General features: G+C 60.8%; 13 protein-coding genes. 4 read left to right on the top strand and 9 right to left on the bottom strand.

All coding sequences use genetic code 11. The features are described 5' to 3' along the window. Window positions 1-91: 91 nt before the first annotated feature. Together EJD88_RS03165 and EJD88_RS03160 are read left to right on the top strand one after the other, a co-directional pair. Window positions 92-1,174 (top strand): catalase family peroxidase, encoded by a 1,083-nt coding sequence (locus EJD88_RS03165; RefSeq protein WP_112195996.1) that lies wholly within the window; start codon window positions 92-94, stop codon window positions 1,172-1,174. Further along, complete coding sequence (locus EJD88_RS03160) at window positions 1,171-1,710, top strand: cytochrome b (protein WP_099586673.1); 540 nt, start codon at window positions 1,171-1,173, stop codon at window positions 1,708-1,710. Before EJD88_RS03165 ends, EJD88_RS03160 begins: the two co-directional genes overlap by 4 nt. 19 nt (window positions 1,711-1,729) lie before the next feature. Here EJD88_RS03160 and EJD88_RS03155 read toward each other — a convergent pair whose 3' ends face one another. After that, window positions 1,730-2,881, bottom strand: coding sequence for a M14-type cytosolic carboxypeptidase (locus tag EJD88_RS03155; RefSeq protein ID WP_158876779.1), 1,152 nt, complete (start codon window positions 2,879-2,881; stop codon window positions 1,730-1,732). Between the two features lie 466 nt (window positions 2,882-3,347). Further along, window positions 3,348-3,698, bottom strand: a complete 351-nt coding sequence (locus tag EJD88_RS03150) for a DUF6124 family protein (RefSeq protein ID WP_158876777.1) — start codon at window positions 3,696-3,698, stop codon at window positions 3,348-3,350. 131 nt (window positions 3,699-3,829) lie between these two features. Between EJD88_RS03150 and EJD88_RS03145 the strand changes: the two genes are divergently transcribed. Continuing rightward, window positions 3,830-4,465 carry a LexA family transcriptional regulator gene (locus EJD88_RS03145; RefSeq protein ID WP_158876775.1) on the top strand — a complete coding sequence of 212 codons (636 nt, stop codon included), beginning with the start codon at window positions 3,830-3,832 and terminating at the stop codon, window positions 4,463-4,465. On the opposite strand, the gene EJD88_RS03140 is transcribed toward EJD88_RS03145, so the two are convergent. The 7 genes from EJD88_RS03140 to EJD88_RS03110 all read right to left on the bottom strand — a co-directional run bounded on the left by EJD88_RS03140 (window position 4,462) and on the right by EJD88_RS03110 (window position 13,013). Further along, window positions 4,462-6,387, bottom strand: coding sequence for an acetyl/propionyl/methylcrotonyl-CoA carboxylase subunit alpha (locus EJD88_RS03140; RefSeq protein WP_158876773.1), 1,926 nt, complete (start codon window positions 6,385-6,387; stop codon window positions 4,462-4,464). The two genes, EJD88_RS03145 and EJD88_RS03140, sit on opposite strands and share 4 nt — an antisense overlap. Next, on the bottom strand, window positions 6,384-7,190 hold the full coding sequence (locus EJD88_RS03135; RefSeq protein WP_158876771.1) for a gamma-carboxygeranoyl-CoA hydratase: 807 nt from the start codon (window positions 7,188-7,190) through the stop codon (window positions 6,384-6,386). The genes EJD88_RS03140 and EJD88_RS03135 overlap by 4 nt, the downstream gene beginning before the upstream one ends. A 15-nt stretch (window positions 7,191-7,205) precedes the next feature. Beyond that, window positions 7,206-8,813: a carboxyl transferase domain-containing protein gene (locus tag EJD88_RS03130; RefSeq protein ID WP_158876769.1), complete on the bottom strand. Its 1,608-nt coding sequence runs from the start codon at window positions 8,811-8,813 to the stop codon at window positions 7,206-7,208. Between the two features lie 12 nt (window positions 8,814-8,825). Continuing rightward, window positions 8,826-9,989, bottom strand: a complete 1,164-nt coding sequence (locus EJD88_RS03125; protein ID WP_099586681.1) for an isovaleryl-CoA dehydrogenase — start codon at window positions 9,987-9,989, stop codon at window positions 8,826-8,828. Window positions 9,990-10,693: 704 nt separating this feature from the next. Further along, entirely contained in the window at window positions 10,694-11,593 is a 900-nt protein-coding gene (locus EJD88_RS03120) for a hydroxymethylglutaryl-CoA lyase (RefSeq protein WP_158876767.1), read from the bottom strand. Window positions 11,594-11,609: 16 nt separating this feature from the next. Next, the gene (locus EJD88_RS03115) at window positions 11,610-12,002 is read right to left on the bottom strand and encodes a MerR family DNA-binding transcriptional regulator (protein WP_099586683.1); all 393 of its coding nucleotides are present in this window, start codon (window positions 12,000-12,002) and stop codon (window positions 11,610-11,612) included. Between the two features lie 75 nt (window positions 12,003-12,077). Beyond that, window positions 12,078-13,013 (bottom strand): LysR family transcriptional regulator, encoded by a 936-nt coding sequence (locus EJD88_RS03110; RefSeq protein WP_112195989.1) that lies wholly within the window; start codon window positions 13,011-13,013, stop codon window positions 12,078-12,080. 151 nt (window positions 13,014-13,164) lie between these two features. On the opposite strand from EJD88_RS03110, the gene EJD88_RS03105 reads away from it, so the two are divergent. Beyond that, window positions 13,165-14,394 (top strand): acyl-CoA dehydrogenase, encoded by a 1,230-nt coding sequence (locus EJD88_RS03105; RefSeq protein ID WP_158876765.1) that lies wholly within the window; start codon window positions 13,165-13,167, stop codon window positions 14,392-14,394. The last annotated feature ends 37 nt before the right edge of the window (window positions 14,395-14,431 follow it).

The following is a 14,431-nucleotide window of genomic DNA, read 5'->3' as shown; positions in this document are numbered from 1 at the left end:
CACGGCCTGGGAATAGAGCCGGTTGGCATTCGTCTCAATGCTCCGACCTTATGTTTCAACCCCCTAAGGCCTCTGGCCCTGGAGTCTGTTCATGGTAGATCACTCATCACCGCCTCGTCCCGCGCTGAGTACGGCGAGCCTGATTGCGCGCCTCGCCGGCATTGGTGCCGTGGTCGCGGTCGTTGCCGGGGCCTTTGCCTACGTCAACGGCACGCTCGACCCACAGCGGCTGCGGCCGAAAACCTTGGTCAATGCCTTGGAAACCAATAACGGCGTACACCCTGGTTTTCGCCGTAACCATGCCAAGGGCGTATGCGTGGCCGGTTATTTCGAGAGCACTCCCGAGGCGCGTGCGTACTCCAGTGCCCAAGTGTTCAGCGAGGCCAAGACGCCGCTGGTCGGGCGGTTTGCCTTGCCGAGTGGTAATCCTTATGCGCCGGACAGCAGTGTGCCGATCCGCAGCTTCGCTGTGCAATTCAGCCAGGCCAATGGCCAGCAATGGCGCACCGGCATGAACAGCATGCCGGTGTTCCCGGTGGGCACGCCCGAGGCGTTCTACCAGATGCTCAAGGCCGGCGCGCCCGACCCGGCCACCGGCAAGCCGAACCCGGCGAACATGCCGGCATTTTTTGCCTCTCATCCCGAAACGGCGGCGTTTTTGGCGTGGGTCAAGACCGCGAAACCATCGGCCAGCTATGCCACCGAAACCTACAACGGCATCAACGCGTTTTACCTGGTGAGCGCTGATGGCACGCGCCAGGCCGTGCGCTGGGGCGTAGTGCCGCAGAGCCAGGACGCGGCGGGAGATGCAGCGCCGGCCGCTGCTGACTTTCTTGAGAAAGACCTGGTGCAGCGCCTGGCGTCAGGGCCGTTGCGTTGGCAGTTGAACATGACCCTGGCCAACCCCGGCGACCCGCTCGACGACGCGAGCAAGACCTGGACCGGCGAGCACAAGGTGTTGAACGCCGGCACCCTGGTGCTGCAAAGCAGCCAACCACAGGCCGACGGTGACTGCCGCGACATCAACTTCGACCCGTTGATTCTGCCCAGTGGCATCGAAGCCTCCAATGACCCACTGCTGGCCGCCCGTTCGGCGGCGTATGCCAGTTCATACCTGCGCCGTGCCGGTGAAGTCAGCCCGTTGCACAGTGCCCCTCAGGAGTCGAAACCATGAATGCCCAGCCTCGGTTTTTTGCGCCCTTGGCACGCCTGCTGCACTGGTTGATGGCCCTGCTGGTCATCGCCATGTTGTTTATCGGCGCAGGCCTGGCGGCGTCGGTGTCAGAGCGCCATGAGTGGTTGATCCACCTGCACAAGCCGCTGGGGATTGCGATCCTGGCGTTGGTGATCGTGCGTCTGGCGGTGCGCTTTTCCACCCGTCAGCCGCCATTGCCGTCTGACTTGCCGCTGTGGCAAGTGCTGGCGGCCAAGGCATCGCATCTGGTGTTGTACGCATTGATGCTGGTGTTGCCGCTGCTCGGCTGGGCGATGATCTCGGCGGCGGGCGACCCGGTGATGCTCAGCAGTTCGGTGCAACTGCCGGCGCTGGTCGGGGCCAATGCGCCGCTGTTTGCGCTGCTGCGCAAGGCCCATGGGTTCCTGGCCTACCTGCTGTTTTTGACGGTGCTGGTGCACCTGGCGGCGGCGTTGTTCCACGGGCTGATTCGACGGGACGGCGTGTTGCAGAGCATGACCGGCACCAAGGACTGATGCCGGCTGGGCAGGATGGTCAGCGCAGGGCCGTGACCATATCGGCCACCGTACTCAGCACATCCTTGCCCAGTTGCTTGGAGCGCTCACCCGACCAACCGGTTTTCGGGTTGGGGCTGTCGTCGTTGTCCTTGAAGGGCATTTCCAGGGTCAGGGACAGGCAGTCGAACTTCGCGCCGACGGCATTACAGGCCAGGGTCATATTGGCTTCGCCCGGCAAGTCTCGGGTGTAGCCGTGGACGGTCTGGAAGTCGCGGGTCAGTCCACTCAAGTGCTTGCGGAAGTGCTTTTCCAGCGCTTCGATGCGCGGCGTATAGCCGGGGTTGCCTTCGCAGGCGGCGGTGAACACGTAGGGGATTTCTTCGTCGCCGTGGATATCGAGGAACAGGTCGACACCGTAGCGTTCCATCTGTTGCTGCACAAACAGCACTTCCGGGCTTCTGTCTTGGCTGGCGCTTTGCCAGGCACGGTTGAGGTCCTGGCCCATGGCGTTGGTGCGCAAGTGCCCGTGGAAGGCGCCGTCGGGGTTCATGTTCGGCACCAGGTACAGGTCGGCAGCGGCCAGGAGTTTTTTCATCTCTGCATCGCCGTCCTGTTGCAGGCGCTCGATGATGCCTTCCATAAACCATTCGGCCATGTGTTCGCCGGGGTGCTGCTGGGCGATGATCCAGACGTTGCGACGGTCTTCGCCACCTTTGCCGCGCCGCAACAGCTGAATATCGCGGCCTTCGACGCTTTTACCGGTGGCCAGCAGTTGAGTGCCTGCGTATTTCAGCGCCTGATCGATCAGCCAATCATGGCGTGCGCGGCTGTAGGGTTCGAAGTAGGCAATCCAGGCGTGTTTCTTGCTGGTTTTGAGGCTGATGTGCAGGATCTCGCCGTCAAAGCGCGTGGGGACTCGGAACCAGTCGGTGTGGTCATAGGACGCTACAGCGTCGTAACCGCTCCAGGCATGACTATACGAGGAGCCTCCCGCGTTGCTCAGGCGAAACGTGTGGGTGTGGCCCACGTGCATGCCTTCGGCCTTGAAGTGGAACCATTGGAAATGATGGCTCTGCGTGTCGGGTTTGATTGCCAGCAGTAACTGATAGGCATCGCTGGCGTCGAGCACCTGGATATTGCCACTGTCGAAGTCGGTGCTGATCTTGATGGAGGTCAAGGCCACGGTCATAGTCTGGCTGCCTGAATATGAGTGTTGTGGCAGCTATATTACACAGGAGTCCGGTAAAGCCTGGATGCAAAATTGTTGCAGGGAGGAGGGGGGCGTCGTCCATGACGCAGCCGCAGGTTAGAATCTATGAGATTGATTCTCAAGCGCTATTTCGCAGAGATGTGAACCAGAGCGCCCGACTGACTTTCTTTCGGCGATGGTCTTTTGCTACCATGCGCGCCATCAAGCAACACACAGTCTTCATTAGCCTGAAGCCATGCCAGGGAAACTGGCAAAAAAAAGACCCGGCCAAAGAGCCGGGTCAAAAACCGTGATTAGCCTGATGAGGAGATATTCCAAGAGTCCGACCTAAGGTCCCTTGGTCTATCGACTGATCTCGCGATCAGCTGGGTCCAATAATAATCATTATCATTTGCAAGTCAAATGTTTTTATCCATGGGATAGAAATATTTTTCTTACGCGCCTGTTATCCGTTCGCCCGGGCTTCTGGCCTTTGCAACGATCGCTCCACCATCGCCTTCGCCATATCAATCAAATACACCACTGAAAACGCCAGTTCGCGCTGATTGCCCTGGTGGTTGCTCGCCGATTCATAGGCGGTGGCAGCAGCGCTGCGCAACAGGTCTGAGGCGTGCACCAGGGCTTCTTCGTAGCTGATGCCTGGCTTGATGTCGAAAAAACGCTCTTGCGGGGCTGGTGCCGACATATTTTCTTTCAAGTAAAAGTCCAGCGCACGCTGTGCTGCACCGCTGCTGCGCAGGTTGTACACGTCATCATTTTCAGGTGTTTCGGGCAGTAGATACGGGCTCGTCGTCATAAGGGGCGATACTCTGTGTGGGGGGCGAAAACCTTATGCCTGATGATAGTACTTATCGTATTCATGTCGTTTTATGGATTACTACAAACTGTTTATTGCCCTGGAAAATAGCTGCCGTATTGTCTGGCGCCATGGATAATTGGATCGCGTTGGTCAAGGCCAACATGAAAGACCGCAAGGTCACACAGAGTGAGCTGGCTGAACGCTTGGGCATGTCCCAGGGCGGTGTAGGCCATTGGCTCAGCAAGCGCCGGGTGCCGAGCCTGGCGGATATGAATCGGGTCCTGGAAGAACTGGGGCTGGGCGACTTGGAAGTGGTGCAGGAGGTGCGTGAAAAAACCGACGACGCACTGATCCCGGCTAAACAGTACAACCCGTATTTTCGTTACCCGGTCGGCGAGTGGAGGGGCCTGTGCGAAGTCCGCGAAGAGCGCCCCGCTTATGGCGCCGTGCGCTTCGAATTGACCGACTACCACGCCCACGGCAACGCCTTCTGGCTCCCTGTGACGGGGGACGCCATGACAGCGCTCAGTGGCCTGAGCATCGCCGCCGGCATGCTGATCCTGGTGGACCCAGCCCTCGCTGCCGAACCCGGCAAACTGGTGGTTGCCCAATGGGCCGACAGCCCACAGGCAACTTTTCGCCAGTTGATGGAAGAAAGCGGCGAACGCTATCTGGTGCCGCTCAACCCGACCTATCCGAAACGGCTGTTCACCGACGATTGCCACATCCTGGGTGTGGTCGTACAGGCCACGGCGAAGTTCTAATCGGCGGCGTCGAGCTCCACCAGCACGCAACCTTCGGCAACCATTTCGCCTTCCAGGCAGAACAGCGCCTTGACCACTCCCGCCTGGGGGGCGCGGATGCTGTGTTCCATTTTCATCGCTTCGAGCACCACCAGTTGTGTGCCGGACTCAACCGCCTGGCCAACGTCTACCAGCACCCGCACGATGCTGCCGTTCATCGGCGCCGTGAGGCCGCCCTGGTGAGACGGGTTCGCCTCCACAGCGGCAATCGGGTCGAACAGGCTCACGCCATGCATCTCGCCATCCCAACGCAAGAACACGCTGCCCTCGCGGCGTACTGCCAGGTGCGAGCGACGCACGCCTTGATGTTCGATCAGCAGGTGTTCCCCACGCAGTTGCGGAGCCTCGTCACCCAATGTCACCCGGCGATCCTGCTCGTTGCAGCGCAAATGCAGCGAAATTTCGGCGGGCAGGCCTGCACGAAATCCACGGCTGTCAGCCCAAGGCCCTTCACCCGCCGGCAAGCTCTGAATGAAGGCCGCACCCGCCGCCTGCCAGAATTCGTCGCTCAACTCACCAGGCATCGGCAGCAATTGATCCTGATAACGCGGAATAAACCCGGTATCCAGCTCGGCTGCGGCAAATGCCGGATGGCCAATGATGCGCCGCAGGAAACCCAGGTTAGTCTTCAGCCCACCCACGGCAAATTCATCAAGCATGCTCAGCAAGCGCAGACGTGCCTGCTCGCGGTCCTCGCCCCAGGCAATCAGCTTGCCGAGCATCGGGTCATAGAATGGCGACACACGGTCCCCTTGCTCGACGCCGCTGTCCACCCGGCGTCCCGGGCCTGACGCAGATTCGCGGTAGAGCGCCAGGTGCCCGGTGGCAGGCAGAAAATCATTGGCCGGGTCTTCGGCATACAAGCGCACTTCAATTGCATGGCCGATCAGCGGCACCTGTTCCTGAGTGATCGGCAGCGCTTCGCCCTGAGCCACACGAATCTGCCAGGCCACCAGGTCCAGGCCGGTAATGGCCTCGGTTACCGGGTGTTCCACCTGCAGCCGCGTGTTCATCTCCATAAAGAAGAACTCGCCGCGCGCATCCAGCAAAAACTCCACGGTACCGGCGCCCACGTAGCCAATGGCCTGTGCCGCACGCACGGCAGCTTCGCCCATGGCCCTGCGCTGTTCAGCGCTCAGCCCCGGTGCTGGCGCTTCCTCGACGACTTTTTGGTGCCGACGCTGGATCGAGCAATCTCGCTCATTGAGGTACAGGCAATGCCCTTGCTGATCGGCAAATACCTGGATCTCCACATGGCGTGGCTTGAGCAGGTATTTCTCCACCAGCATCTGGCCGTTGCCAAACGACGACAGCGCTTCACGCTGGGCCGACGCCAGGGCTTCGGCGAGTTGGTCAACGTGCTCAACCACCTTCATGCCCTTGCCACCACCGCCCGCCGTGGCTTTGAGCAGAACCGGGTAGCCAATACGTTCACAGGCGGCGCGGAAGGTCTCCAGGTCCTGGGCTTCGCCGTGATAACCCGGCACCAATGGCACACCCGCAGTTTCCATCAGTGCCTTGGCGGCGGATTTGCTACCCATGGCGTCGATGGCCGAGGCGGGCGGGCCGAGGAAGATCAGGCCGGCGGCTTCGATCGCTCGGGCGAAACCGGCGTTTTCCGACAAAAAGCCATAACCCGGATGAATCGCCTGGGCGCCGCTGGCGAGGGCGGCGGCGATGATCTTGTCGGTTTGCAGGTAACTTTCCGTGGCCTTGCTGCCGCCCAGGTCGACGCGGATATCCGCCTCGCGACTGTGCCGTGCATCGCGGTCGATGGCGCTGTGCACGGCCACCGTGGTCAGGCCCATGGCTTTGGCGGTGCGCATCACCCGGCAGGCGATTTCGCCCCGGTTGGCCACTAGCAGCGTCGTTAGAGTGCTCATGGGCGCGGCTCCTGGGATTGCCAGTTCGGTGATCTTTTTTGCAGGAACGCCCTCAACCCTTCCTGGCCCTCGGCGCTGACGCGAATCCGTGCGATGGCATTTTCGCAGTAGCGGCGCAGCGCCGGGGTGAGGGCGCCGTTGCCCACTTCACGCAGCAGGTCTTTGCTGGCGCGCATCGCCGCCGGGCTGTTTTGCAACAGGTTGGCGATCCACTGCTCCACCTGGGTATCCAGCTCACCGGCAGGGTAGCTTTCCGCCAGCAGGCCGATCTCCCGCGCACGTTGGCCAGCAAAGCGCTCGGCCGTCAGGGCATAGCGCCGCGCCGCACGTTCGCCAATGGCCTGCACTACAAACGGGCTGATCACCGCCGGTGCCAGGCCAATGCGCACTTCCGACAGGCAGAACTGCGCATCGTCGGCGCCTATCGCCATGTCGCAGCAACTGATCAAGCCCAGCGCCCCCCCGTAGGCCGCGCCTTGCACCACCGCCAGGGTCGGGATTTTCAGCTTGGCCAGGTTGTACATCAGCTCGGCGAGTTCGCGGGCGTCGTCCAGGTTGGTGTGGTAATCCAGCTCGGCCGACTGCTGCATCCAGGCCAGATCCGCACCGGCGCTGAAGTGCTTGCCGCGTCCGCGCAGCACCAGAAAGCGCAGGGCTGGGTCGCTTTGCACGTGGTCGAGGGCAATGATCAGTTCGCGGATCATTTCGGCGTTGAACGCATTGTTCTTGGCTTCACGACTGAGCCACAGCGTGGCAAAACCACGGCTGTCGGTGACCAGTTCGAGGGTATTGAAATCGCTCATGGGGTACAGCTCCAATTACATGCGGAACACGCCGAAGCGGCTCGGCTCGATAGGGGCGTTCAAGGAGGCGGACAGCGCAAGGGCCAGTACCTCGCGGGTCTGCTGCGGGTCGATGACCCCGTCGTCCCACAGGCGGGCGCTGGAGTAGTAGGGATGGCCCTGGGTTTCGTATTGATCGAGGATCGGCTGCTTGATCGCGGCCTCTTCCTCAGCGCTGAACGCATTGCCCGCACGCTCGGCCTGCTCGCGCTTGACCTGCACCAGCACGCCCGCAGCCTGTTCGGCGCCCATCACGCCGATGCGCGCATTCGGCCACATCCACAAAAAGCGCGGGTCATAAGCGCGGCCGCACATGCCGTAGTTACCGGCACCGAAGCTGCCACCGATGATCACGGTGAACTTCGGCACCTTGGCACAGGCCACGGCAGTGACCAGCTTGGCGCCGTGCTTGGCGATACCGCCGGCTTCGTATTTCTGGCCAACCATAAACCCGGTGATGTTCTGCAAAAACAGCAGTGGAATCCCGCGCTGGCAAGCCAGCTCGATAAAGTGCGCGCCTTTTTGCGCGGCTTCGGCGAACAAAATCCCGTTGTTCGCCAGAATGGCAATCGGGTAGCCGTGCAAGTGCGCAAAGCCGCAGACCAGCGTGGTGCCGAACAGCGCCTTGAATTCATCGAACACCGAACCGTCCACCAGCCGCGCAATCACTTCGCGCACATCGAACGGCTGCTTGGCATCGGCCGGGATCACGCCGTACAGCTCATCGGCGCTGTACAACGGGGCTACCGGTGCGCGCTGCACCAACTGGCCCTGCTTGCGCCAATTGAGGTTGGCCACACTGCGGCGGGCCAGGGCCAGGGCGTGTTCGTCGCTGTCGGCGTAGTGGTCGGCCACGCCGGAGATTTTGCAGTGCACATCGGCACCGCCCAGGTCTTCGGCGCTGACCACTTCACCCGTGGCCGCCTTCACCAGCGGCGGGCCGGCGAGGAAGATGGTGGCCTGCTGACGCACCATGATCGCCTCATCGGCCATGGCCGGTACGTAGGCGCCACCGGCGGTGCACGAGCCCATCACCACGGCGATCTGCGGGATGCCTTGGGCGCTCATGTTGGCCTGGTTGAAGAAGATCCGCCCGAAGTGCTCGCGGTCGGGAAACACTTCGTCCTGACGCGGCAGGTTGGCGCCGCCCGAGTCCACCAGGTAGATGCACGGCAGGCGATTCTGCTCGGCGATGGTCTGGGCGCGCAGGTGTTTCTTTACCGTCAGCGGATAATAGGAACCGCCTTTCACCGTGGCATCGTTGGCGACGATCATGCATTCGACACCTTCCACGCGGCCGATCCCGGCAATCACCCCGGCCGCCGGCACGTCTTCGCCATACACCTGATGAGCGGCCAATTGGCTGAGTTCAAGGAACGGCGAACCTGGATCGAGCAGGCGATTGATGCGCTCGCGGGGCAGCAATTTGCCGCGTGAGGTGTGCCGCTCCTGTGCCTTGGCGCCGCCACCTTGTTGCACATGGGCGAGCAGGGTGTGCAGGGCGTCGACCTGTTGGCGCATCGCCGCGCTGTTGGCGGCAAATTCCGCCGAGCGGGGGTTGAGTAGGGTATGCAGGGTGGCCATGGGCGCGCTCCTTCAGCGGGTTTCGTTGAAGAGTTCGCGACCGATCAGCATCCGTCGAATCTCACTGGTGCCGGCGCCGATTTCGTACAGCTTGGCGTCACGCAGCAGACGCCCGGCAGGGAATTCATTGATGTAGCCATTGCCGCCGAGAATCTGGATCGCGTCCAGGGCCATTTGCGTGGCGCGTTCGGCGCTGTAGAGGATCACCCCGGCGGCGTCCTTGCGCGTGGTCTCGCCACGCTCGCAGGCCTGGGCCACCGCGTAGAGGTAGGCGCGGCTGGCGTTGAGTTGGGTGTACATGTCGGCGACCTTGCCCTGGATCAGCTGGAATTCGCCGATGCTCTGGCCGAACTGCTTGCGGTCGTGGATGTAGGGCACGATCAGGTCCATGCAGGCCTGCATGATCCCGGTAGGGCCGCCGGACAGCACCACACGCTCGTAGTCGAGGCCGCTCATCAGTACTTTTACGCCGCCGTTGAGCACGCCGAGGATATTTTCTTCGGGCACTTCGACGTCATCGAAAAACAGCTCGCAGGTGTTAGAGCCGCGCATGCCCAGCTTGTCGAACTTGCTGCTGCGGCTGAAGCCTTTCCAGTCCCGCTCGACGATAAACGCGGTGATGCCGTGGGGACCTTTTTCCAGGTCGGTCTTGGCATAGATCACGTAGGTGCTGGCGTCGGGACCGTTGGTGATCCAGGTCTTGCTGCCGTTGAGCACGTAGTGGTCGCCGTGTTTGTCGGCACGCAGTTTCATCGAGACTACATCGGAGCCGGCGTTCGGCTCGCTCATGGCCAGGGCGCCGACATGTTCGCCGCTGATCAGTTGCGGCAGGTACTTGAGTTTCTGTGCGTGATTGCCGTTGCGGTTGATCTGGTTCACACACAGGTTGGAGTGGGCGCCGTAGGACAACGCCACCGATGCCGAGCCACGGCTGATCTCTTCCATGGTCACCACGTGGGCCAGGTAACCCAGGCCAGCACCGCCGTATTCTTCCGCGACGGTGATGCCCAGCAGGCCCATGTCACCGAACTTGCGCCACAGGTCGGCGGGGAACAGGTTGTCACTGTCGATCTGAGCCGCGCGGGGCGCGATCTCCTTGGCCACGAAGGACTGCACCTGGTCGCGCAGCATGTCGATGGTTTCACCGAGGGCGAAGTTCAGGGACGGGTAACTCATGGACAGGCACCTTAATGTGAGCTTTGTTGTTGTGTAGATGGCGCGCCAGGGAAGGGCGCTCACCTTTACGTTAACGTAAGCTCGCGTTGCGGTGCTGTCAATCGTCGTTTACGTATACGTCAACCTAAAAAAACAACAGGGGTGAGTCAGCCAGATAAGAAACTGCAGAAAGCACAAAGGGAACCCGAAGGTTCCCTTTAATTTGTCGTTACGTGCTCTTTTTTTATTATTGAGGGGCGGTCTATTGTTGTTTTTGGCAACCGTTACCCTTTACCGCTGTTTTTTTGCGACCCCCATTCAGGGTCAAGAGCAAACGTATTTTTTTGAGCGCTGATCTGCTTCTTCGCACGCGATCCAACCAGTGGGTAGCTACCTGAGGTAGTTTTATTTTTCTCTAACCGGTTGCGGGTTTCGGCACGCCGTACCCTGCAAAGCACATCTTCTCCAAAAAAATCTGTTAGCTGCGTCTCTGCCGTGTTGTTTTTGTTATGTCAGAGTCGTTTCGTCTTATTTTTATTAGGTTTGGCGCTTTTTATTCTTGTTATGCCATAGAGATAGCAGAAGCCGTGCCAACTTTAAAAATCCCTTTAAAATCAATGCTTTGATTTTTTCGTGGGAAATGTCTGGCGGTAAACACTACAAAATATGTTTCCGTGTTACTCGATGTGTAGGCGTGCGGTAACACATTGTCACGGCTACGCTACTCAACCGGCTAACCGCGCCTTGGCCACCCGTGAACCGGTTGGGCGACCCACTACTTTGCTGATTTGCAGCCCCGCACGAATCAAGGCCTCCAAGTCGATACCGGTGTTGATCCCCAGCCCGTCGAGCAGGTACACCACATCCTCGGTGGCGACGTTACCGCTGGCGCCCTTGGCGTAAGGGCACCCGCCGAGGCCCGCGATAGAGCTGTCGAACACGCTGATCCCTTCCAGCAGGCTGGCGTAGAGGTTCGCAACTGCCTGGCCGTAGGTGTCGTGGAAGTGGCCCGCCAACCTGTCCCTTGGCACCTTGGCACCTACCACCTCGAACAACCGTCGCGTGGCGCCTGCAGTGCCGGTGCCGATGGTGTCGCCCAAGGACACTTCATAGCAGCCCATCTCGTACAACTCCCGCGCCACCGCCGCCACCTGTTCCGGGGCAACCGTGCCTTCGTACGGGCAGCCCAGCACGCAGGACACATAACCACGCACACTCACGCCATGCAGCTTGGCCGCCGTCATGATTGGGGCAAACCGCTCCAGGCTTTCACTGATGGAGCAGTTGATGTTGCGCTGGGAAAACGCCTCGGACGCCGCCGCAAACACCGCGACTTCCTTTACGCCAGCCGCCAGCGCGTCTTCAAAGCCGCGCAGGTTGGGGGTCAGCGCGCCGTACGTCACACCGGGTTTGCGCTGGATCTGGGCGAAGACCTCGGCAGAGCCGGCCATCTGCGGCACCCACTTGGGCGAAACAAAACTGCCGACCTCGATATAACTCAAGCCAGCGGCGCCGAGCGCGTCGACCAGTTGCACCTTGTCGGCCACGCTGATGGGCTGGGCTTCGTTCTGCAAACCGTCGCGCGGGCCGACTTCAACCAGGCGCACGTGTGAAGGGAGAGACATGACAGTTAACTCCTGATCAATGGCCAACCTGGCTCATGGTGTCTGCCAGGGCCTGTGTGCAGCGCTCTTCGGCGGTGTCCAGTTCGAGTTTCATCTGTTCGATATCCAGCAACTGTTGCTCAAGCTGCTCACGGCGCTCGGCGATTTTGGACAGCATGCTGTTGAGCTGGATGTGATTGCCGCTGGTGGGGTCGTAGAGTTCGATCAGTTCGCGGCATTCGGCCAGGGAAAAGCCGATGCGTTTGCCACGCAGGATCAGCTTGAGGCTGACCTTGTCCCGCGCCGAGTAAATGCGCTCCTGGCCCCGGCGTTCCGGGGCCAGCAGGCCTTGTTCTTCGTAGAACCGAATGGCGCGGGTGGTGATGTCCAGCTCGCGGGCGAGGTCGGAGATGCTGTAGGTGGTGCTCATGGCGGCGCTCAATAAAGTCTTGGCGCTAAGCTACTGTCAGGTTGACGTAAGCGTCAAGCAAATCGCCACCCATCCTCAAGCTTGCTTGCCATCCAACTTCTTCTCATGAGCCGTCACCTGTTGGCACAACTCGATCATCTGCTCACGCATCCAGCGGTTGGCGGGATCCTGATCGGTGCTTTCGTGCCAATACAGGTGGGTTTCCACCGGCGGTACGTCATTGACTGGCAGGTTGACCCAGTGCAACTCATGGCGCCTGGCGAAGCGCTCGGGCACGGTCATCACCATGTCGGTCTGTTGCAGCACTTGGGAGGCCATCAGGTAATGCTGGGAGCGCAGCGCGATCTTGCGTTGCAGGCCCATCTTGCCCAAGGCCAGGTCGACATGGCCCAGGCCGTTGCGTCGGCTGGAGATGTGGATATGGGTCAGCCCCAGGTAATCATCGAGGGTCAGCTTGTCCTTGCCCGCCATCGGATGGCCCTTGCGCATGGCGCATACGTAGCGATCTTCCATCAGCTTGACGTGGCGCACTTGCGGGTCGGTGTTGAGCGGCGCGTCCACGGCAAAGTCCAGGCGCCCGGCGGCCAGTTCCTTGGTGGTCTCGCGGCGTTTGGACAAGAAACTCTCGATGACGACAGTGGGCGCAAGGCGCCGCAGGCGCTGGAACAGCAGCGGCAGAATCACCGCCTCGGTGAGGTCGGTCATGCTGATGCGGTAAGTCTTGGCGGCCTGCTGCGGGTTGAAAATCCGGCTTTCCTGCACCGACACCCGCAGCAATGACAGCGCATTGCGCACCGGGCCAATGATGTTCTGGGCCATCGGCGTGGGTACCATGCCTTGGGCGGTGCGCACAAACAGCGGGTCGTTGAAGGTCTCGCGCAGTCGGGCCAGGGCGTTGGACACGGCTGGCTGGGTAATGCCCACGATCTGCCCGGCGCGGGTCAGGTTGGCTTCGGTGTAGATCGCGTCGAAGACAATAAAGAGGTTGAGGTCGACCTTGCTCAGATTCATTTCGTTGCGCTCTTATTGTTAGGTGTTCATACGCCGATCATATATCGGTGATGAATGTTAATACACGCCGAGAATAGGCTAGGTAAATTATCAACGCTGTTCTAGCATCGATTGCATGACCTAAACAACCTCTCAAAGAAGGGAGCTGCTCATGGATTTCGCCTATTCGCCCAAGGTTCAGGAACTGCGTGAACGCGTCACTGCGTTTATGGATGCTTACGTTTACCCGGCTGAGCCGGTGTTCGAACGCCAGGTCAGCGAAGGTGACCGCTGGCAGCCCACCGCCATCATGGAAGAGCTGAAAGTCAAGGCTAAGGCCGAAGGCTTGTGGAACCTGTTCCTGCCCGAATCCGAACTGGGCGCCGGCCTGACCAACCTCGAATACGCGCCGCTCGCCGAAATCATGGGCCGCTCGCTGCTGGGCCCGGAGCCGTTCAATTGCTCGGCGCCGGACACCGGCAATATGGAAGTGCTGGTGCGCTACGCCAACGAAGAGCAGAAGCAACGCTGGCTTGAACCGCTGCTGCGCGGCGAGATCCGCTCGGCCTTCGCCATGACCGAACCGGATGTCGCCTCCTCGGACGCCACCAACATGGCCGCCCGCGCCGAACGCCAGGGCGACGAGTGGGTGATCAACGGCAAGAAGTGGTGGACCTCCGGCGCCTGCGACCCGCGCTGCAAGATTCTGATCTTCATGGGCCTGAGCAACCCCGACGCGCCGCGTCATCAGCAGCACTCGATGATCCTAGTACCGGTGGACACCCCCGGCGTGAAAATCGTGCGTCCGCTGCCGGTGTTCGGCTACGACGACGCGCCACACGGCCATGCCGAAGTGCTGTTCGACAACGTACGTGTGCCGTATGAAAACGTATTGCTGGGTGAAGGGCGTGGCTTTGAAATCGCCCAGGGTCGCCTTGGCCCAGGCCGCATCCACCACTGCATGCGCTCCATCGGCATGGCCGAGCGTGCGCTGGAATTGATGTGCAAACGCGCGGTCAGTCGTACCGCGTTCGGCAAGCCGCTGGCCCGTTTGGGCGGCAATATCGACAAGATCGCCGACTCACGCATGGAGATCGACATGGCGCGCCTGCTGACCCTGAAAGCGGCGTACATGATGGACACTGCGGGCAACAAAGTGGCGAAAAGCGAGATCGCCCAAATCAAAGTAGTGGCGCCAAACGTGGCGTTGAAGGTGATCGACCGCGCGATCCAGATCCATGGTGGTGCTGGGGTGTCCAATGACTTCCCACTGGCCTACATGTATGCCATGCAACGCACCCTGCGCCTGGCCGACGGCCCGGATGAAGTACACCGCGCGGCAATCGGCAAGTTTGAGATTGGCAAGTATGTGCCTAAAGAACTGATGCGCAGCGGGCAGTAATTGTGGTGAGCGGGCTTGCCCCGCGCGGGGCAAGCCC

Source organism: Pseudomonas sp. PB105, assembly GCF_009764655.1.
In the GTDB taxonomy this organism is placed as follows: Bacteria; Pseudomonadota; Gammaproteobacteria; order Pseudomonadales; family Pseudomonadaceae; genus Aquipseudomonas; species Aquipseudomonas cyclaminis.
This window is presented reverse-complemented; position numbering and strand designations above follow the sequence as displayed.

Coding starts and splice junctions, on each gene's coding strand:
- EJD88_RS03165 (WP_112195996.1), top strand. CDS start 92: ATGGTAGATCACTCATCACCGCCTCGTCCCGCGCTGAGTACGGCGAGC.
- EJD88_RS03160 (WP_099586673.1), top strand. CDS start 1,171: ATGAATGCCCAGCCTCGGTTTTTTGCGCCCTTGGCACGCCTGCTGCAC.
- EJD88_RS03155 (WP_158876779.1), bottom strand. CDS start 2,881: ATGACCGTGGCCTTGACCTCCATCAAGATCAGCACCGACTTCGACAGT.
- EJD88_RS03150 (WP_158876777.1), bottom strand. CDS start 3,698: ATGACGACGAGCCCGTATCTACTGCCCGAAACACCTGAAAATGATGAC.
- EJD88_RS03145 (WP_158876775.1), top strand. CDS start 3,830: ATGGATAATTGGATCGCGTTGGTCAAGGCCAACATGAAAGACCGCAAG.
- EJD88_RS03140 (WP_158876773.1), bottom strand. CDS start 6,387: ATGAGCACTCTAACGACGCTGCTAGTGGCCAACCGGGGCGAAATCGCC.
- EJD88_RS03135 (WP_158876771.1), bottom strand. CDS start 7,190: ATGAGCGATTTCAATACCCTCGAACTGGTCACCGACAGCCGTGGTTTT.
- EJD88_RS03130 (WP_158876769.1), bottom strand. CDS start 8,813: ATGGCCACCCTGCATACCCTACTCAACCCCCGCTCGGCGGAATTTGCC.
- EJD88_RS03125 (WP_099586681.1), bottom strand. CDS start 9,989: ATGAGTTACCCGTCCCTGAACTTCGCCCTCGGTGAAACCATCGACATG.
- EJD88_RS03120 (WP_158876767.1), bottom strand. CDS start 11,593: ATGTCTCTCCCTTCACACGTGCGCCTGGTTGAAGTCGGCCCGCGCGAC.
- EJD88_RS03115 (WP_099586683.1), bottom strand. CDS start 12,002: ATGAGCACCACCTACAGCATCTCCGACCTCGCCCGCGAGCTGGACATC.
- EJD88_RS03110 (WP_112195989.1), bottom strand. CDS start 13,013: ATGAATCTGAGCAAGGTCGACCTCAACCTCTTTATTGTCTTCGACGCG.
- EJD88_RS03105 (WP_158876765.1), top strand. CDS start 13,165: ATGGATTTCGCCTATTCGCCCAAGGTTCAGGAACTGCGTGAACGCGTC.